The 19,371-nt window shown below is 70.0% G+C and carries 17 protein-coding genes; 6 read left to right on the top strand and 11 right to left on the bottom strand.

Annotated elements, in window-relative coordinates; all coding sequences use genetic code 11:
• The coding region (locus tag ABTU92_RS08260) for a CmpA/NrtA family ABC transporter substrate-binding protein (protein ID WP_408089482.1) at nt 1–740 on the bottom strand (740 nt) is incomplete at its 3' end.
• Between the two features lie 473 nt (nt 741–1,213).
• Here ABTU92_RS08260 and ABTU92_RS08255 point away from each other — a divergent pair.
• From ABTU92_RS08255 to ABTU92_RS08245, 3 genes are all read left to right on the top strand, one after another.
• Nucleotides 1,214–2,938, top strand: a complete 1,725-nt coding sequence (locus tag ABTU92_RS08255) for a cation:proton antiporter (protein ID WP_408089480.1) — start codon at nt 1,214–1,216, stop codon at nt 2,936–2,938.
• A 246-nt stretch (nt 2,939–3,184) separates the two neighbouring features.
• The gene (locus ABTU92_RS08250) at nt 3,185–3,505 is read left to right on the top strand and encodes a ferrous iron transport protein A (RefSeq protein WP_408089478.1); all 321 of its coding nucleotides are present in this window, start codon (nt 3,185–3,187) and stop codon (nt 3,503–3,505) included.
• A 12-nt stretch (nt 3,506–3,517) separates the two neighbouring features.
• Nucleotides 3,518–5,401 carry a ferrous iron transporter B gene (locus tag ABTU92_RS08245; protein ID WP_408089476.1) on the top strand — a complete coding sequence of 628 codons (1,884 nt, stop codon included), beginning with the start codon at nt 3,518–3,520 and terminating at the stop codon, nt 5,399–5,401.
• Nucleotides 5,402–5,568: 167 nt separating this feature from the next.
• Here ABTU92_RS08245 and ABTU92_RS08240 read toward each other — a convergent pair whose 3' ends face one another.
• The 9 genes from ABTU92_RS08240 to ABTU92_RS08200 all read right to left on the bottom strand — a co-directional run bounded on the left by ABTU92_RS08240 (nt 5,569) and on the right by ABTU92_RS08200 (nt 15,387).
• Complete coding sequence (locus tag ABTU92_RS08240) at nt 5,569–6,336, bottom strand: short-chain dehydrogenase/reductase (RefSeq protein ID WP_408089474.1); 768 nt, start codon at nt 6,334–6,336, stop codon at nt 5,569–5,571.
• A 1-nt stretch (nt 6,337) separates the two neighbouring features.
• On the bottom strand, nt 6,338–7,231 hold the full coding sequence (locus ABTU92_RS08235; protein ID WP_408089472.1) for a polysaccharide deacetylase family protein: 894 nt from the start codon (nt 7,229–7,231) through the stop codon (nt 6,338–6,340).
• A gap of 262 nt (nt 7,232–7,493) precedes the next feature.
• Nucleotides 7,494–8,252 (bottom strand): ABC transporter ATP-binding protein, encoded by a 759-nt coding sequence (locus ABTU92_RS08230; protein WP_408089470.1) that lies wholly within the window; start codon nt 8,250–8,252, stop codon nt 7,494–7,496.
• 20 nt (nt 8,253–8,272) lie between these two features.
• A complete protein-coding gene (locus ABTU92_RS08225) occupies nt 8,273–9,193 on the bottom strand; it encodes an ABC transporter permease (protein ID WP_408089468.1) in 921 nt (306 codons plus the stop codon).
• A 49-nt stretch (nt 9,194–9,242) separates the two neighbouring features.
• Complete coding sequence (locus tag ABTU92_RS08220) at nt 9,243–10,244, bottom strand: ABC transporter substrate-binding protein (RefSeq protein WP_408089466.1); 1,002 nt, start codon at nt 10,242–10,244, stop codon at nt 9,243–9,245.
• Nucleotides 10,245–10,438: 194 nt separating this feature from the next.
• Complete coding sequence (locus tag ABTU92_RS08215) at nt 10,439–11,629, bottom strand: CaiB/BaiF CoA transferase family protein (RefSeq protein WP_408089464.1); 1,191 nt, start codon at nt 11,627–11,629, stop codon at nt 10,439–10,441.
• Nucleotides 11,626–13,002, bottom strand: a complete 1,377-nt coding sequence (locus ABTU92_RS08210; RefSeq protein ID WP_408089462.1) for an amidase — start codon at nt 13,000–13,002, stop codon at nt 11,626–11,628. Before ABTU92_RS08210 ends, ABTU92_RS08215 begins: the two co-directional genes overlap by 4 nt.
• A gap of 7 nt (nt 13,003–13,009) precedes the next feature.
• Entirely contained in the window at nt 13,010–14,179 is a 1,170-nt protein-coding gene (locus ABTU92_RS08205) for an acyl-CoA dehydrogenase family protein (protein WP_408089460.1), read from the bottom strand.
• Nucleotides 14,180–14,418: 239 nt separating this feature from the next.
• On the bottom strand, nt 14,419–15,387 hold the full coding sequence (locus ABTU92_RS08200) for a LysR family transcriptional regulator (protein WP_408089458.1): 969 nt from the start codon (nt 15,385–15,387) through the stop codon (nt 14,419–14,421).
• 303 nt (nt 15,388–15,690) lie between these two features.
• Between ABTU92_RS08200 and rfbB the strand changes: the two genes are divergently transcribed.
• The 3 genes from rfbB to rfbA are packed head-to-tail and all read left to right on the top strand — an operon-like array spanning nt 15,691 to nt 18,532.
• The gene (rfbB, locus tag ABTU92_RS08195; RefSeq protein WP_408089456.1) at nt 15,691–16,761 is read left to right on the top strand and encodes a dTDP-glucose 4,6-dehydratase; all 1,071 of its coding nucleotides are present in this window, start codon (nt 15,691–15,693) and stop codon (nt 16,759–16,761) included.
• Between the two features lie 17 nt (nt 16,762–16,778).
• The gene (rfbD, locus tag ABTU92_RS08190) at nt 16,779–17,666 is read left to right on the top strand and encodes a dTDP-4-dehydrorhamnose reductase (protein WP_408089454.1); all 888 of its coding nucleotides are present in this window, start codon (nt 16,779–16,781) and stop codon (nt 17,664–17,666) included.
• Nucleotides 17,663–18,532 (top strand): glucose-1-phosphate thymidylyltransferase RfbA, encoded by an 870-nt coding sequence (gene rfbA, locus ABTU92_RS08185; RefSeq protein WP_408089452.1) that lies wholly within the window; start codon nt 17,663–17,665, stop codon nt 18,530–18,532. Before rfbD ends, rfbA begins: the two co-directional genes overlap by 4 nt.
• Before the next feature lie 17 nt (nt 18,533–18,549).
• Here the strand turns inward: rfbA and ABTU92_RS08180 are convergent.
• Nucleotides 18,550–19,371: GDP-mannose 4,6-dehydratase (locus ABTU92_RS08180; protein ID WP_408089450.1), on the bottom strand; the 822-nt coding region annotated here is incomplete at its 5' end.

Raw genomic sequence — 19,371 nt, 5'->3', positions numbered from 1 at the left:
TCGGTGTCGGGGTCGAGCCCGTGCTCCGCCAGATAGTAACGCAGCAGATAGTTGTGCATCGAGTAGTCGAACGGCACCGCGAACTTGAAGCCCTTCCACGACTTCGGATCGCGCTTTTCCTTGTGCTTCATCGACAGCGTGATCGCCTGGCCGTTGATGTTCTCGATCGCCGGCGCCGTGTAGGGGATCGGGCTCGCGCCCGCCCCGATGGTGATGGCGAGCGGCATCGGCGAGAGCATGTGGGCGGCGTCGTATTCCTTGTTGAGCGTCTTGTCGCGGATCACGGCCCAGCCGGCCGTCTTCACCACCTCCACGTCCAGCCCGTGCTTGGCGTAGAAGCCCATCGGGTGCGCCATGATGATCGGCGTCGCGCAGGTGATCGGGATGAAGCCGACCTTGATCGACTTCTTCTCGATCGCACCGGCCCCTTGAGCGAACACCTCGGTGGCGGGGCCGAGCGGGAAGAACTGCGACAGCGCGGCGAGCGCCGTCGAGGCGCCGACCGACTTCAGGAAGGCCCTTCGCGCGGCGTCCTGGGGAAACATCGCGCGCATCACGGCGGAGGCGACGACGCCCGTGTAGCGGTCGTCCTCGCTGGCCGGCGCGGCCGGCTGCTGCTGCAGCTGCAGCGCCTCGACCTGCGCGGCGTGGTCGTGCTCCATCTGGCTCGCATGGCGGCCGCAGACGCAGCCCGAGGTCAGCCGGCGGTCGCTCCGGAAGGGATCGTCGAACATGGACATGAGGGCACTCCGTCTCGCCCGCCGGGGCCGGCGGATGGCACTTGTGCTGCAAAGCATGTGCCAGGGGTGCCGCGCGGGAATCCGGCGGGAGCGACAAGGCGATTGTATGCACTCGCTGTATGCAATGCTCAGAATCCGGGCGACTTGCCGCGCGGTGCGGCAGCGCTCCGGTGCAGCGACCGGTTGCTGGACCGGCGGCAAGGGAGCGGTCGCGGCGTCTCGGCGGGGCGGCGCTGCCGGCGCGGCAACGAAGCGCGAACAGAGTTCCATCAGTCGAATCCGTGGTTTGTTCGCTTCGCACAAACCCGCAGGCGGCACCGCCCCGCCGCGCCGGGCAGACGAAAAAATGCCGCGCCGCAAGACCCCGCCGATGGAATCGGCCTTATGCTGGCGGCGAACGGGTGCCCGGCTCGCGTCACGGCGCCAGACGGTCCCGATCGCCACCCTGATCTCACGGCGCGAGCGGAGACGACGTGCACAGCGCAGGATTGCTGCCGACCATCGTGATCAGCCTGACGGTCGCCTTCGTCGGCGGCCTCCTGGCGCGCGCCGTGCGGTTGCCGCCGATGCTCGGCTATCTGCTGGCCGGCGTGGTCGTCGGGCCGTTCACGCCCGGCTTCACGGCCGACCAGGCGATCGCCAACGAGCTCGCCGAGATCGGCGTCGCGCTGCTGCTGTTCGGCGTCGGCCTGCACTTCTCGTTCCGTGATCTCATGGCGGTGCGCACCAGCGCCGTGCCGGGGGCCCTCGTCCAGATCGCCGTCTCGACGGCGATCGGCTGGACGGTGGCGCGGCTGGTGGTCGGGCTCGACCCCGTCGCCGCCGTCATCGTCGGCCTGTCGCTCGCCATCGCCTCGACCGCGGTCGCGACCCGGGCGCTCGACCAGCGCGGCCAGCTCACCGCGCCGGCCGGCCGGATGGCGCTCGGCTGGCTGGTCGTGCAGGACATGGTGGTGATCCTGGCGCTGGTGCTGATCCCGACCCTCGGTGCCGGGGCGAGCTCGCCCGGCGAGGTCGTGATCGAGATCGGCCGCGCCGTCCTGCAGCTCGCCGGCTTCGTCGCCATCATCCTGGTGGTCGGCCGCAAGGCGATTCCCGCGCTGCTCGGCTACGTCGCCCGGCAGGGCTCGCGCGAGTTGTTCACGCTCGCCGTCGCCGTGGTGGCGCTCGGCATCGCCTGGGGCTCGTCGCTCCTGTTCGGCATCTCGATCGCCCTCGCCGCCTTCTTCGCCGGCGTCGTGCTCGGCGAGAGCGACCTCAACCACCACGCCGCCGCCGAGGCGCTGCCGATGCAGCACATCTTCGCCGTGCTGTTCTTCGTCTCCGCCGGCATGCTGTTCGATCCGACGACCCTGCTGCGGATGCCGCTCGAGATCGCCACCCTGGTGGTCACCATCGGGGTCGGCACCGGAATCGTCACCATGATGATCCTGCTCCTCCTGCGGGCGAGCCCGCAGACCGCCGGCATGGTCGGGGCGACATTCGCGCAGATCGGCGAGTTCTCCTTCATCCTCACCGATCTGGCGGTCCGGCAGGGGCTCCTGCCGGGCACCGGCCGCGACCTCGTGCTGGCCGCGGCGCTGGTCGCCATCATGCTCAACCCGCTGATGTTCCCGATCGCCTTGCGGGTCGCCGACTGGCTCGGCGAGCGGCCCGCGATGGTGCGCTGGCGCGAGCAGCAGGCCCGCTCCTTCATGTCGCGGCCGGGCGTGCTGGTCGATCACGCCATCCTGGTGGGACACGGGCGGGTCGGCGCGACCGTCGCGACCGCGCTGCGTCGGCACGGGCTCGACTATGTGGTGATCGAGGCCGACCGCCGGCTCGCCGAGCGGCTGCGCGACGACGGCACCCCGGTCGTCTACGGCGACGCCAGTCGCGCCGAGGTCCTCGGCGCGACCTTCCCGGAGCTCGCGCGGCTGATCGTGGTGGCACTGCCTGACGCCTTCCACGCCCGCCGGGTGATCGCGCTCGCCCGCGCCCTCAACCCGACGATCGAGACGGTGGTGCGCACCCATTCGGAGGCGGAGGCGCTCTACCTCGCCGACGCGGGGGTCGGCCTCGCCGTGATGGGGGAACGGGAGATCGCCTTCGGCATGTCCGACTTCGCCCTCCAGCGCCTCGGCGTCACGGCCGAGGACGCCCAGGAGACCGTCAACCGGCTGCGCGCCCGCACCCGGCCCGGCGCGGCGGCAGCCTGAGCGGGCGGCCCGAGCGGGCGAACGGTGCGGCGGACCGGGGCGTCGGCTCGTCCGAACGGAGCGGTCCGGCGCGTCTAGTCGCTCCGGTAAAGTACGTAAGCGATTGGTCGCAGCCGGCCGGGATTACTTTGCAAAAGTTCTAAGCTGCTGACCTTTCGAGCCAATTTTCTTGACTCCGAGGGCCCGGTCCCGGACAAACATGATAGTGGTTCTCAATTGCGTTGTTTCAGGACCGAAGGCCGTCTCATGGCTGATGTGTTTTCCAACCCGCATGCCGTTGTCGACCGCCAGGCCGTCGATCTGCAGGCCTCGGTCTCCTCGCTTCCGCTCGGCACCGCGCGCCGCGGCTTCTGCGGCCGCATCGACGCGATCGCGGTGAACGGCCATTCCGTCGGCCTGCCGGCCGGCGAGCTGGAGAGCCGCCTCCTCGAGCTCGGCTTCGTCGAGGGCGCCCGCGTCGAGATCCTGCACGAGGGCATGTTCGGCCGCGATCCGATCGCCGTGCGGGTCAACGAGGCCACCATCGCGCTCCGCCGCCGCGAGGCGATGGCGATCCTGGTGAGCTGACCGGATTCCGTCATGAGCGCCGCCGAACCGGCCGGGCCGTGGCATCTGGCCCTGGTCGGCAATCCGAACTGCGGCAAGACCGCCCTGTTCAACGCCCTCACGGGCAGCCGCCAGAAGGTGGCGAACTATCCCGGCGTCACGGTCGAGCGGAAGTCCGGCCAGTTCCAGACGCCCTCGGGGCGCAGCGTCCACCTGCTCGACCTGCCCGGCACGTATTCGTTGCGGGCGAGAAGCCCGGACGAGAAGGTGACCCGCGACGCGGTGCTCGGCCAGCTCGCCGGCGAGACCGTCCCCGACATGCTCCTGTGCGTCGCCGACGCCACCAATCTGCGCATCGCGCTGCGCCTGGTGCTGGAGCTCAAGCGCGTCGGGCGGCCCATGATGCTCGCCCTCAACATGATCGACATCGCCAAGAAGCGCGGCTTCGCCTTCGACCTCGACCGCCTCTCGGCGGAGCTCGGCATCCCGGTCGTCACCTCGACGGCGGTGCGCCGCGGCGGCGTCGAGGCGCTCGTCGCCCGCATGGACGCGCTGATCGCCGACCGCCCGGCCGCTCCGGCCGAGCAGGCCTGGGCGCCGCCGTCCGCCGCCGAGCTGCGCGCCACCCAGCGCGAGGCCGACCGCATCCTGGCTGCCGCCGTGCAGGCGCCGGGCCGCCCCGACACCCTGACCGGCCGGCTCGACACCGTGCTGCTGCATCCGGTGTTCGGCATCGTCATCCTGCTCGCCGTGCTGTTCGTGATGTTCCAGGCCGTGTTCACCTGGGCGCAGCCGGTCATGGAGGCGATCAAGGCGGGCTTCGAGGCGCTCGGCGCGCTCGTCCAGGCCCACATGCCGGAAGGCCTGCTGCAGAGCTTCGTCCAGGACGGCGTGATCGCCGGCGTCGGCAGCGTGCTGGTGTTCCTGCCGCAGATCGTGATTCTCTTCTTCTTCATCCTGGTGCTCGAGGATCTGGGCTACCTTGCGCGCGCCGCCTTCCTGATGGATCGGGTGATGGGCGGCGCCGGCCTGCACGGCCGCGCCTTCATCCCGCTCCTGTCGAGCTTCGCCTGCGCCATCCCGGGCATCATGGCGACCCGCGTCATCGACAACCGGCGCGACCGGCTGACCACCATCCTGGTGGCGCCGCTGATGACCTGCTCGGCCCGCATCCCGGTCTATGTGCTGATCATCTCGGCCTTCATCCCGGACGAGGACGTGCTCGGCGTGCTCTCGCTGCAGGGGCTCGTGATGTTCGGCCTCTACGCGGCGGGGATCACGAGCGCGCTCCTGGTGTCCTTCGTCGCCAAGCGTCTGTTCTGGCGCGACCACCCGACCGAGCCGTTCATGCTCGAGCTGCCGGACTACAAGCTGCCGCGGCCGAAGAGCATCCTGATCGGCCTCTACACCAAGGCGATGATGTTCCTGAAGCGGGCCGGCACCACCATCTTCTCGATGATGGTGCTGATCTGGTTCCTCGCCTCGTTCCCGCGTCCGCCCGAGGGCGCGACCGAGCCGGCGATCGAGTACAGCCTCGCCGCCTGGATCGGCCGGGCGCTGGAGCCGATCACGGCGCCGATCGGCTTCGACTGGCACATCAACGTCGCGCTCGTCCCCGGCATGGCGGCCCGCGAGGTCGCGGTCGCGGCGCTCGGCACCGTCTACGCCATCGAGGGCGGCGCCGAGGCGGCCGACAAGATCGGCGCGACGCTGGCCCAAAGCTGGAGCCTCGCCACCGCGCTGGCGCTGCTCGCCTGGTACATCTTCGCCCCGCAATGCGCCTCGACGCTCGCCGTGATCCGGCGCGAGACCGGCGGCTGGCGCTGGATGGCGGTGTCGTTCGGCTACATGATCACGCTCGCCTACGCGGCCGCCTTCGTCACCTACAATGTCGCCAGGATGCTCGGCGCGGGGTGAGTGGCGCGCGCTGATGGGAGCGGATGTCGTTTCGACTGGACGCGCCCCATCCTCCGCTCATGCCCGCGAAGGCGGGCATCGAGAGCGTCTCTGCCGTGTCGCCCCTGGGTCCCCGCCTTCGCGGGGACGAGCGGACCGCGCCTGATGCGCGAGCGTGAAGGCCGCGGTCAGCCGCGAAACATCTGGCCGCCGTCGACGTCGACCACGGTGCCGCTGAGATAGGCGGCGCGCGGCGAGGCGAGCATCACGGCGAGATCGCCGATCTCTTCCGGCTCGGCGAGCCGGCCGAACGGCAGCGGCCCGAGCGCCTCGCGCCAGCGCTCAGGATCGCCGAAGCGGTCCTCGGCCTTTCGGCGGGCGATCGTCTCGATGCGGCTCGTCCGGGTCGGCGACGGATTGATGCCGACGACGCGCACGTTCCAGTCGACGCTCTTCGCCCCGACCGCGCGGGTCAGCGCGATCAGCGCGGCGTTGCCGGCCGAGCCGCAGACATACTCGAAGCGCGGCGCCTGGCCGGCCATGCCGATGATGTTGACGACGACGCCGTCGCGCCGCGCCTTCATGGCCTCGAGATAGAGCTGCATCAGGTGGACGTAGCCGAACACCTTCAGCTGCCAGGACTCGATCCATTGCTGCAGGGCGAGACCGAACAGATCGCCGCCCGGGATCGCGCCGGCATTGTTGACCAGCACGTCGATCGTCGGATGCGCCGCGAACAGTCTCTCGCGTTCGCCCGCCTGGGCGAGATCGCCCGCGAAGACCCTCACGTTGCCGAGCGAGTCGAGCTCCCGGGCCGTGGCGTCGAGCTTTGCGGCGTCCCGGCCCGTGATGACGACACGCGCACCCTCGCGTAAAAAGCTCTCGGCGACGGCGCGGCCGATGCCGCGCGATCCGCCGGTGACGAGAACCGAGCGGCCGGCGAGCGCCAGATCCATCTCAACCCTCTCCCAGCTCGGTTCCGGCCGGCACGGCGGCTGCGAACCAGTCGGCCAAGCGGCTGCCCGTGAAGAAGCCGACCTGTGGCGACGCCATCAAGAGATCGAGCATGCGGTCGAGCTCGTGGATGCGGTGCGGCACCGCGATCAGGTGAGGATGCAGCCCGAGGGCGAGCACCATCGCGCTGTCGCGGCACTCGGCCTCGAAGCGCCGCAGCGTGTGCTCGAGCCGCGCCGCCATCTCGCAGGTGGCGTGGCGCTCGATCGCGTAGATGATCGAATCGTTGATCTCGAGATTGTAGGGCAGCGCGATCAGCGGACCGGCCTTGGTGGTCATCCAGGACGGCCGGTCGTCGACCACCCAGTCGCAGACATAGTCGAGGCCGGCGCCCTTCAGGATGTCGGGCGTGTCGACGGTCTCGCGCAGGCCGGGCGACAGCCAGCCGCGCGGCCGCGTGCCGGTGAAGGTGGCGAGTATCCCGAGGCTCGCCCGCACCAGCGCCTCCTCTCCGCCCTCGACGTGATTGGTCGCCTTCTGGTGCATGCCGTGGCCGATGAACTCCCACCCGGCGTCGCGCATCGCCTCGGCGGCCGGCCGGTAGGCGTCGATCACGCCGGCATTGATGCTGGTCGAGGCGGGCAGGCCGCGCTCGGCGAAGGCCTGCAGGATGCGCGGCAGCCCGGCCCGCATGCCGTAGTCGGCCCAGGAGAAGTTCGGCACGTCCGGCACCGTCTCGCGGCCGTGCGGCGGCGTCACGATGGTGCGCGGCATCGGCTGGTCGAACAGCCAGTTCTCCACGTTGACGACGAGGTGGACCAGGATGCGCTTGCCGTCGAGCGCCGGCAGCGGCGGCCGCGCCGAGGAGAGCCGGTAGGGGATGCGGGGGTTGGACATGAGGCTTTTCAGTTGTTTGCTCGGGTCGGTAACGGGAGCGGAGTGTGTGGCCTACCCCCCTCCCTGTCCCTCCCCCACAAGGGGGGAGGGAACGCAGGAGCGAGGTGCTTCTCGGTTTGGCCGACGCTATGAAGCAGACGTCTCATGCGGAGTGTGAGTGCACTATGCCGCGAGCACGGCCTGCTCCCTCCCCCCTTGTGGGGGAGGGGTGGGGAGGGGGGTGAGCCACGGCCGCCGAGGTCAATAGCAAGCCCCCGAATCCTCAATGATGCATTACGTTCATCTCTTTCAGGATGTCGGCCTTGTAGGCGACGAAGGCCGGGCTCGTCAGGCTGGCGATCGAGCGCGGGCGCGGCAGGTCGATCGCGATGGTGCGCACGATGCGGCCGGGTCGCGCCGACATCACGCAGACGCGGTCGGACAGGAAGATCGCCTCGTCGATGTCGTGGGTGACGAACAGCACCGTGGTGCCGAGCGTCTCCCACACGTCGAGCAGGAGCTGCTGCATCGACAGGCGCGTCTGCGCGTCGAGCGCGCCGAACGGCTCGTCCATCAGCAGCGCGCGCGGATTCATCACCAGCGCGCGGGCGATGCCGACGCGCTGGCGCATGCCGCCGGAGAGCTGCACCGGGAGTGCCTCGGCGAAGGCGTCGAGCCCGACCAGATGCAGGAGCTCGCGGGCGCGCGGCTCGTAGACGGACTTCGGCACGCCCTGCACCTTGGGCCCGAAGATCACGTTGTTCCACACGTCGAGCCAGGGGAACAGCGCCGCCTCCTGGAAGACGACGCCGCGGTCCGGCCCGGGCTTGGTCACCGGGCGGCCGTCGAACAGCAGCGCGCCGGCCGACAGCCGGTCGAAGCCGGCGAGCAGGTTGAGAAGCGTGGACTTGCCGCAGCCGGACGGCCCGAGCAGCGCGACGAAGTCGCCCTCGCCGATCTCCAGGCTCACGTCGTCGAGCGCCCGCACGGTGCGCACGCCCGGAAAGGTCTTGCTGACGTTCTGGAACTGCACGGTGCCCATGGTGGTCTCGCGCGGCGATCTCAGGAATGATGGGACTGCAGGCGGCGCCAGGTCAGCGCCCAGCGCTCGGCGAGCAGCACGAGACGATCGCTGAGGAAGCCCAAGAGGCCGATCGTGATCATGTCGGCGATCACCACGTCCATGCGGCCGACGTAATAGGCGTCCCACAGCACATAGCCGAGCCCGGACTTCACCGCCACCATCTCGGCGACGATCACGGCCGTCCAGCCGATCCCGAGCCCGATGCGCAGCCCGGTGAAGATCGACGGCAGCGCGGCCGGTAGCACGACGCGGCGCAGGATGGTGAACGGCCCGGCCCCCATCATCAGGGCGGCGCGGACCAGCATGCGATCGACGTCGCGGGCGCCCTGGCTGGTGTTGACCACGATCGGATAGAAGGCGCCGAGCGCGATCAGGAAGATCGCGCCGCCCGGCCCGATGCCGAACACGGCGATCGAGAACGGCAGCCACGCCGTGATCGGGATCGGCCGGAGGATCTGGATGGTGGGATCGAGCGCGCCGGCCGCGATGCGGTTCCAGCCGATCGCGATGCCGGCCGGCACGCCGATCAGGATGGCGCAGCCGAAGCCCTTCGCCACCCGCTCGGCCGAGTAGAGGAGATTGTCGAGCCAGGTGCCGGAGTACGGGTTGAGGCCGAGCCCCTGGGCGCCGAACGCCCAGGTCTGCCAAGCGGCCCAGACGCGGTCGGGAGTCGGCAGCACGCCGCCGAACAGCGAGCCGCCGGTGCCGGCGATCTGCCAGGCGGCGACGACCAGGACGGGCAAGGCGACGGCGAGCAGCACGCGGCCGACGAGCCGGGAGGGGCCGCGGAGCACCGCACGGCGCGGCCGCCCGGAGGCGAAGCCGCTCGGCGCGTCGATCGCGGGCGACGCGGAGGGGCGCGCGCTCGGGGTCGTGACCGGCTCCATGATGACCGCCATCAGCGCGCGTCCTCGTCTCGTCGTCAAGCCGCGGGGCGGGGCGGCCGGATCACTTGCCGAGCGCCTTGGTGACGAAGCTGCCGTCCCAGGCGCCGTCGATCTGGCCCGAGACGTCCTTCTGGATCACGCCGAGATCCGCGAAGGCCTTGGCCTGGCGCTTGATCTGATCGGGCGACACGACCTCGCCGAGCGTGATGATCTGCGCGGCTTTGGCGGCGATGTCGGGCTGCATGCCGGAGAGCTTCGCATAGGTCTCGGCGAACTTCTTGGGATCCTTCTTGAGCTGCTCCTGGGCGTCGAGATAGGCCCAGACGAAGCGCTCCATGGCGTCGCGCTTCTTGGTGGCCGCCGTCTTCGACGCCATGATCATGCCGAGCTCGGCGCCGACCGCCTTGGACGAGGAGTATTCGAGGTTCTTGGCGAAGAAGCCGTAGCCTTCCATCACCGGGATCGACTCGAACGGTTCCCAGGTGACGATGCCGTCGACCTCGCCCTTCTTCAGCGCCTGGTTGAAGTTGGCGCCACCGCCCTGGATGTTGACGGCCTGGAAGCTGGTGTAGGGCACGCCCTTCTCGACCAGCGTCGCGGCGAACTGGAACCACACGGCCGAGCCCGGCGCGATGGCGATCTTCTTGCCCTTCAGATCCTCGAAGGAATCGAGCTTCACGCCGGTGCGGCCGATCACGTATTTGGGCGAGGAGCCCACCCCCATGATGCCGACCACGTCGGTCGATCCTTGCGCGAGCGAGATGGCGAGATCGGCGGGGCCGACCGAGGCGACGTCGAGCGAGCCGGCGAGCAGCGCGGTGCGGGCGTCGGCGTAGCGGGCGAACTCGACCAGCTCGAGATCGACGCCGAGGCCTTTCAGCTTGTCGGCGATCATCAGCATCGGCGCGAGATGGCCGACCTTCTGATAACCGACCGTCAGCTTGGTCGGCGTCGCGAGCGGCTTCGGCTCGGGGCCGGCGGCGGAGGCCGGCAGCGCGAGCCCGAGCGGCGAGACGATCGCCAGCGCGGCGACGGCGAACAAAGCGAGGACTCTACGGCGCATCGGCATCCTCCTGGTCGGGACGGGGGTGGGCATGCTGCGTTAAAATTTACGTCAGTGCGTCCGTGTGCTGGTCATTCCGGGCCGCACGCGCCAGCGTGCGAACCCGGAATCCAGCGCCAGCCTACTCGTTCGCGGCTGGATTCCGGGTTCGCGGACCGTTCGGTCCGCGCCCCGGAATAGCCCGAGTCTCCTCATCAGATCACCCGCTCCTTGCGCAGGGTCTCGATCTCGTCCGGGCCGAGGCCGATCTCCGAAAGGATCTCGTCGTTGTGGGTGCCCGCCGCCGGCAGCAGCGTGGTCAGCGCCGCCGGGGTGCGCGACAGCTCGACCGGCTGGCCGACCAGCCGCAGCGTGCCGCGCTCGGGATCCTCGACCGGCACGGCGATGCCGAGATGCTGCACCTGCGGGTCGGCGAACACCTCGTCCATGGCGTAGATCGGGCCCGCCGGCACGTTCGCCTCCTCGAGCAGGGTCAGCCAGTCGTGCGACGTCTTGCGAGCAAACACCGCGGCGAGGCGCTCCTTCAACGTGTCACGATTGCGCAGGCGGTTCTCCTGACAATCGTAGTCCGGGTGGGTCGCCAGCGCCGGCTCGCCGATCGCATCGCAAAAAGCGCGCCACTGGCCCTGTCCGCCGACCCCGATATTGATCCAGCCGTCCGCCGTCCGCATCACGCCCATCGGAGTCGTGTAGGGATGGTCGTTGCCGGCCTGCTTCGGCACGGTGCCCTCGACCAGATACTTGGCCGCCTGGAAGTCCATCATGGCGATCTGCGCCTGCAGGAGCGACGAGCGGACCCACTGGCCCTCGCCGGAGCGTTCGCGCTCGGCCAGCGCGACCAGAATCCCGATCGCCGCGTAGAGGCCGGCCGACGAGTCGGCGACCGCGATGCCGGCCCGCACCGGCCCCTGTCCGGGCAGGCCGGTCACGCCCATCAGCCCGCCCATGCCCTGCGCGATCTGATCGAATCCCGGGCGATGCCGATATGGCCCGTCCTGGCCGAAGCCCGAGATCGAGGCGAGGATGATGCGCGGGTTGATGGCTTTCAGATCCTCGTAGGCGATGCCGAGCCGGATCTTCACATCGGGCCGGTAGTTCTCGACCACCACGTCGGCGGTCTCCACCATGCGCTTGAACAGCGCGAGGCCCTTCGCGGTCTTCAGGTTCAGCGTGACGGTGCGTTTGTTGCGGTGGAGGTTCTGCATGTCGGCGCCGCTGCGGGCGCCGTTCGTGCCTTCGTTCGGATCGACGCCGGCCGGCGCCTCGATCTTGATCACGTCGGCGCCGAAATCGGCGAACACGCGGCAGCAGGTCGGGCCGGCCCGCACGCGGGTGAGATCGAGGATGCGCAGGCCGGCGAGCGCCGACGAGGGAGTCTTGGTCATGCGGCGAATCCTCTGGCGATCGCACCCGTGGCGATCGCGCCTGTTGGGATCGTCTCGGTCGTGATCTGGTCGGTGATCGCGCCCGGCACGCGGCCGTGCCAGTCGGTGAGAGCCTGAAAGGCCTGGCCGAGCGCGAGAAGCCGTGCTTCGGAGCCGGGACGGCCGACGATCTGGAGGCCGACCGGCAGGCCGGCGTCGTCGAAGCCTGCCGGCAGTGCCAGCGCCGGCAGGCCGAGGCTGTTGACGAAGCGGGTGAAGCGGCTGAGCGCATAGAGGCGCTTCGGATCGAAGGCCGGATCGCCCGGCGTCACCGCGGCGACGCGCGGCGTCGCGATCGGCATCACGGGCAGCAGCGCCACGTCGGCGTCGCCGAGCGTGTCGCGCAGGAAATTTTGCGCGAGCAGCCCGCGCGTTTCGCGGGCGGCGGCGAGCGTGGCGCCGTCGATAGCGAGGCCCTTGGCGAGGCGCTTTCTCAGCACGGGCTCGGTGCCGGGATCGTCGATCAGCCCGGCATGGGTCCGCGCGGCCTCGGCCTGCATGATCAGAAGCGCGTGCCGGTCCGCCTCCTCCGGAAAGCCGGCGCGCCGCGTGATCACGAAACCCGCCTGTGCGAGCACGGCGACCGCGGCCTCGCAAGCCGACACCACGGCCGGCTCGGATGCGTCGAACGTGTCGATCAGCAGAACGGCGCGACGCGGCATCGCCGTATCGCCGGGTGCGATGCCCGACAGCACCGGCCAGACATGCGCCAGCGTCGCGGCACTCCGGGCGAAAACCCCGAGCGTGTCGAGGGTTTCCGCGAGCGGCATCACGCCGTCGAGCGGCAGAGTTCCAAACGTCGGTTTGAGCCCGGTGATGCCGCAGCAGGCGGCCGGGATGCGCACCGAGCCGCCGGTGTCGGAGCCGAGCGCGACGTCGCAGCAGCCGGCCGCGACCAGCGCGGCCGAGCCGCTCGACGAGCCGCCGACGATGTGCGAGAAGCTCCACGGATTCAGCACGCGGCCGCGGGACGCATTGTGACCCGACGGCTCGTAGGCGAGCTCGGTCATCTCGGCCGTGGCGATCAGCGTTGCGCCGGCGTCGTCGAGCCGGCGCAGCACGCTCGCGCGCGCGCCGATGTCGGTGCACGGCACCGCACGGCCCCAGCTCGGCGCGTGCACGCCGGTCGTGATCATGTCCTTGGCGACGTAGCTCAGGCCGGCGAGCGGGCCGGTCGCAGCCTCCGACATGGCGTCGCGCTCCGGCATCACATCGGCGACGGCGCCGAGCCGGCGGCCGAGCCTCGCCACGGACTCGCGGGCGTGTAAAAGAGCGGCGCGGCGTTGCGCCTCGTCGCGGGACTCCCAGTCGGCGAACCTCCGGGTCGTCCCCATCGTCACCTCAATAGGATCGCGGGAGGCCGAGCACGTGCTCTCCCACATAGGCGAGGATGAGGTTCGAGGAGATCGGCGCCACCTGATAGAGCCGGGTCTCGCGGAATTTTCGCTCGACGTCGTACTCGGCCGCGAAGCCGAAGCCGCCATGCGTCTGCAGGCAGGCGTTGGCCGCCTCCCACGAGGCGTTGGCGGCCAGGAGCTTCGCCATGTTGGCCTCGGCGCCGCAGGGCTGGCCGGCGTCGTGCAGCGCCGCCGCCTTGAATCGCATCAGGCTCGCGGCCTCCACGTGGATGTGGGCCTGGGCGATGGGGAACTGGATGCCCTGGTTCTGGCCGATCGGCCGGCCGAACACCACGCGGTCCCGCCCGTAGGCGACCGCCTTGTCGACGAACCAGTGGCCGTCGCCGATGCACTCCGCCGCGATCAGGGTGCGCTCGGCGTTGAGGCCTTCGAGGATGTAGCGGAAGCCCTCGCCCTCCTGACCGATCAGGTTCTCGGCCGGGATCTCGAGGCCGTCGAAGAACACCTCGTTGGTCTCGTGATTGACCATGTTGCGGATCGGCCGCACCGTCATGCCGGCCTTCATCGCCTCGGCGACGTCGACCAGGAACACCGAGAGGCCGTGCGACTTCTTCTTCACCTGGTCGAGCGGCGTGGTGCGGGCGAGCAGGATCATCAGATCCGAGTGCTGCAGCCGCGACGTCCACACCTTCTGGCCGTCGACGACCCAGCGGTCGCCCTTCTTCACGGCGGTGGTCTTGAGCTTGGTCGTGTCGGAGCCGGTGGTCGGCTCGGTGACGGCCATCGACTGCATGCGGATCTCGCCGGTGGCGATGCGCGGCAGGATCCGGCTCTTCTGCTCGGCCGAGCCGGCGCGCAGAAGCGTCGACATGTTGTACATCTGGCCGTGGCAGGCGCCCGAGTTGCCGCCCGCCCGGTTGATCTCCTCCAGGATGATCGACGCCTCGGTGACGCCGAGCCCGGAGCCGCCGTACTCCTGCGGGATCAGCGCGGCGAGCCAGCCGGCCTTCGTCAGGGCGTCGACGAAGGCCTCCGGATAGGCGGCGATCTCGTCGAGCGTGCGCCAGTACGCGGCCGGGAAGTCGGCGCACAGCGCCCGCACGGCCTCGCGGATGTCCTCGTGATCGGTGGTCGACGGCAGTGTCAGCGGCATCGATCGTCCTCGCCTACAAACGGTATCGGCAGCGCGGCAGGAAGTGGAATCAGAAATCGGCCGAGACTGGTTTCGCAGAATTGGAAACCGGGGACGCTGAACGAGGTGGCCGTCGTTCCGGGGCGGCGCGCAGCGTCGAGCCCGGAACCCATAACCCCTGTCTGTCGTGAGCCGCTGCTGCCGGGGGTATGGATTCCGGGCGCGCCGCGTCGCGGCGCCCCGGAATGACGGAGACTCGTTCACCGCCCCGCCGGGCGTCCCTTCCGTCCGGTGCCGCGAGGCGAAAACCGGGTGCGCTTCGGCGGTGGACTCGGCCGATCGGTGAGAAAGTCGATCAGCCGCCGGGCCGGCGGCGGCGGCTCCTCGCCGGCGAGCACGCAGATCGCGTACTCGCGCGCCGCCCACGGCTCGGCGAGGCGGACGAGGCGCAGCCCCATGGCGGCGGCGAGCGGCTGCACGGCCTTCTCGGGCAGCACGCCGACGCCCAGCCCCTCGGAGATCATCAGGCACATCACCTCGAAGCTGCGCACCTGGACGCGCGTCTTCATCACCCGGCCGAGCTCGCGGGCCCGGAACGAGAGCAGCCGGTGCACCGCCGTGCCGCTCTCCAGCCCGACCAGATCCTCGTCGAGGATGTGGGCGAAGGCGAGCGCCTTGCGGTCGGCGAGCGGGTGGTCGCCGCGCAGCGCCACGGCGAGCTGGTCGCCCTCGTAGGGGATCACGGCGAGGCCGTCGACGGCGCTGCTCTTCACGATGACGCCGAGATCGCACTGCTTGTGCAGCACAGCGTCGATGGTCGACTCGCTCGGCCGCTCCTCGAGATCGAGCTTGATCTCGGGATTGGCGGTGACGAAGCGCGAGAGATCGTGTGCGAGGCGATGCACCAGCACCGAGCTCGACGCACACATCCGCACATAGCCGCGCACACCGAGCCGATGCTCCTCGAGATTCACCTGCAGCTTCTCCCCGAGGCGGAGCACGTCGCGGGCGTAGTTCATCATGGTGATGCCGGCGGCGGTCGGCTCGATGCCGTGCGGGCGGCGCAGGATGAGCTGGGTGCCGACCTCGTGCTCCAGCAGGCTGACCCGGCGGCTCGCCGCCGACAGCGCGATGTTGAGCCGCTCCGAGGCCTTGCTCATGCTGCGCAGCTCGCAAGCGGTAAGGAAGATGCGGAGCGTCTGGAGGTCGTGCGAGAGAAGGGCGCGCATGGGGTGTCGGGGGATGGCTTTCCGGGCTTCGCGCTGCCGGTCGTACCGGCGCGGACCCGACATCCTAAAGCGGTTTCCAATGAAGTCGACCCGAGCTCCGCTCGGTCCCGCGAAGGCGGAGACCAGGGGCGCCACGGCTGCCGCGCCTGGGTCTCCGCCTTCGCGGGGACGAGCGGAAGCGGGGTCCGCTGCCGGACGGCTTGAGTGCCGCGTGCCGGCCGCCTACAAGGTGCCGGCGACCGGCGCCGGAGGCGCAGAGGGACGCGCGCGGAGGCGCGGGCGCGGGGCGCGAGCGAGGGGACGATGCTGGCGGGGCGGCGGATCCTGGTCACGGGCGGAGCGGGCTTCATCGGCTCGGCCGTGGCGCACCATCTGGTCGGCGACCTCGGGGCGCACGTGCTGGTGGTCGACAAGCTCACTTATGCGGGCAATCTCGCCTCGCTGGCCGGGCTCGACGGGACGGCCGGCTATCGCTTCGTGCGCGCCGACATCTGCGACGCGCCCCGCATGGCGGCGCTGTTCGCCGACTTCGATCCGGATGCCGTGATGCATCTCGCGGCCGAGAGCCATGTCGACCGCTCGATCGACGGCCCGATGGATTTCGTCACCACCAACGTGGTCGGCACCTGCACGCTCCTGCAGGCGGCGCTGGGCCATTGGCGCGGCCTCTCGCCCGAGCGTGGACAAGCGTTCCGGTTTCATCACGTCTCGACCGACGAGGTGTTCGGGGCGCTGGACGAGACCGGGCAGTTCACCGAGACGACGCCCTACGACCCGCGCTCGCCCTACTCGGCCTCGAAGGCCGCGTCCGATCATCTGGTCAGCGCCTGGGGCCACACCTACGGGCTCCCGGTCGTGATCAGCAACTGCTCGAACAACTACGGCCCGCGCCAGTTCCCCGAGAAGCTGATCCCGCTCAACCTGATCAAGGGCCTCGCCGGCCAGCCCATGCCGGTCTACGGCGAGGGCAAGAACGTTCGCGACTGGCTGTTCGTCGAGGACCATGCTCGCGCTCTGGCGCTGATCCTGGCGCAGGGCCGGGTCGGCGAGACCTACAATGTCGGCGGTGACGCGGAGCGGCGGAACATCGACGTGGTGACGACGCTGTGCGCCGTGCTCGACGATCTCGCGCCGCGTGCGGCCGGACCGCACCGCGATCTGATCACCTTCGTGCGCGACCGGCCGGGCCACGACTTCCGCTACGCCATCGACTTCTCCAAGCTCGAGCGCGAGCTCGGCTGGCGGCCGCAGGAATCGTTCGAGACGGGACTGCGACGCACCGTGCAGTGGTATCTCGACAACCGCGCCTGGTGGGAGCCGCTGCTGAAGACGCACGACGCGGCGGCCCGGCGCGGCCTCGCGACGGCGCGCTGACGCGGATCGGGGCGGTCATGAAGATTCTGCTCCTCGGCGGTACCGGTCAGCTCGGTCGCGAGAGTCTGCTTCGCGCCGGGCCGGGTCTGCGGATCGTCGCGCCGACGCGCCGCGACCTCGATCTCGCGCAGCCGGAGACGATCGCCGCCTACGTCGCCGGGCAGGACGTCGACGTGATCGTCAACGCCGCCGCCTACACGGCCGTCGACAAGGCCGAGAGCGAGCCCGATCTCGCCTTCGTGCTGAATGCCGAGGTGCCTGGCCGGCTGGCCGCCGCGGCCGCCGCGAAGGGCGTGCCGCTCGTCCATGTCTCGACCGACTACGTGTTCGACGGCACCAAGGGCGCGCCCTATCTGCCGTCCGATCCGGTGGCCCCGCTCGGTGTCTACGGCGCCAGCAAGGAGGCGGGCGAGCGCGCCGTCCGCGCCGCCGGAGGCCGTGCCGTGGTGCTGCGGACGGCCTGGGTCTACGGCCCGTTCGGCGGCAACTTCATGAAGACCATGCTGCGGCTGGCGCGCGAACGCGACGTGCTGCGCGTCGTCGACGACCAGCGCGGCACGCCGACCGCCTCGGCCGATCTCGCCGCGGCATGTCTGACGATCGCGGCCCGGCTCGTGCGGGACCCGGAGGACCACGGCGGCACGTTCCACTTCACGAATGCGGGCGAGACCACCTGGTGCGGCTTCGCCCGCGCCATCGTCGAGATCGCCGGGCCACGGCTCGCGAACACGCCCGAGGTCGTCGCCATCGCGACGGCCGACTATCCGACGCCGGCCGAGCGGCCGGCCGACTCGCGGCTCGACTGCGCCGCGACCATCGCGCGTTATCAGGTGGCGCAGCCCGACTGGCGCGCGGCGCTCGCCGCGACCCTCGACCGGCTGCCCGAAGAGGTTTTCAGATCATGAAGGGCATCATCCTGGCCGGCGGCAGCGGCACGCGGCTCTATCCGGCGACGCTCGCCGTCAACAAGCAGCTCCTGCCCGTCTACGACAAGCCGATGATCTATTATCCGCTGTCGGTGCTGATGCTGGCCGGCATCCGGGACATTCTCCTGATCTCGACGCCCGAGCATCTCGGCTTCTACGAACACCTGCTCGGCGACGGCTCGGCCTGGGGCATCCGCATCGACTACATCGTGCAGGACAAGCCGATCGGCCTCGCCCACGCCTTCGTGCTCGGCCGCGACTTCGTCGGCTCCGACAAGGTGTGCCTGATCCTCGGCGACAACATCTTCTATGGCCACGGCCTGTCGGCCGAGCTGGTCCGCGCGGCGAAGTCCGACGCCGGCGCCACCGTGTTCGGCTACTATGTGCGCGATCCGAGCCAGTACGGCGTCGTGGTGTTCGATGCCGACGGCAAGCCCGTGGAGCTGATCGAGAAGCCGACGACGTTCCGGTCGCCCTGGGCCGTCACCGGCCTCTATTTCTACGACAACCGCGTGCTCGACATCGCCGCCGATCTCAAGCCGTCGACGCGCGGCGAGCTGGAGATCACCGACGTCAACCGCTGTTATCTGGAGATGGGCGCCCTCGAGGTGGTGAAGCTCGGCCGCGGCTATGCCTGGCTCGACACCGGCACGCACGACGCGCTCCTGGAAGCCTCCGAGTTCGTCCGCTCGATCCAGGCCCGCCAGGGCCTGCTGGTCGGCTGCCTGGAGGAGGTCGCCTATCTGCAGGGCTTCATCGGCGCGGACGACGTGAGGCGCCTCGCCGCGCGCTTCAGCAAGACCGCCTACGGCGCCTATCTGGAGCGGCTCGTCGCGCCGACGTGAGGGCCGACGTCCGGTCGCTACTGCGACTGCACGCGGCGGGTGAGGCGGGCGAGATCGGCGTCGATCATCTCGGCGACCAGTGCTTCGAGACTGGTCTCCGCCGTCCAGCCGAGTCGCTCCTTCGCCTTGGCCGGATTGCCGAGCAGGATGTCCACCTCGGCGGGCCGCAGGAAGCGCGGATCGGTGACGACGTGATCCTCCATGGCGAGGCCGGCATGCGAGAAGGCGAGCCGGCAGAAATCGCGCACCGACGCGGTGCGGCCCGTCGCCACGACATAGTCCCCGGGCGCGTCCTGCTGCAGCATCAGCCACATCGCCTTCACGTAGTCGCGCGCATGGCCCCAGTCGCGCTTGGCGTCGAGATTGCCCAGCGCGATCGTCGTCTGTAGTCCGAGCTTGATGCGGGCGACGCCGTCGGTGATCTTGCGGGTGACGAACTCGATGCCGCGCAGCGGCGACTCGTGATTGAACAGGATGCCGCTCGAGGCGTGCAGCCCGAAGCTCTCGCGGTAGTTCACCGTCATCCAATGGGCGTAGAGCTTGGCGGCCGCGTAGGGCGAGCGCGGATAGAACGGCGTCGTCTCGGACTGCACCGGCTCCTGGACGAGCCCGTACATCTCCGAGGACGAGGCCTGGTAGAAGCGCGCCTGCGGTGCCTCGAGGCGGACCGCCTCCAGCACGTTGGCGGCGCCGAGCCCGGTGACGTTGCCGGTGAGCAGCGGCTGGTTCCAGGACGACTTCACGAACGACTGGGCGCCGAGATTGTAGACCTCGTCCGGCTTCACCTCGCGCATCACGCGCACGAGCGACGAGAGGTCGGTGAGGTTGCCGTCCAGCAT

It is taken from the genome of Rhodoplanes sp. SY1, from assembly GCF_046000175.1.
Lineage (GTDB): Bacteria > Pseudomonadota > Alphaproteobacteria > Rhizobiales > Xanthobacteraceae > Rhodoplanes.
This window is presented reverse-complemented; position numbering and strand designations above follow the sequence as displayed.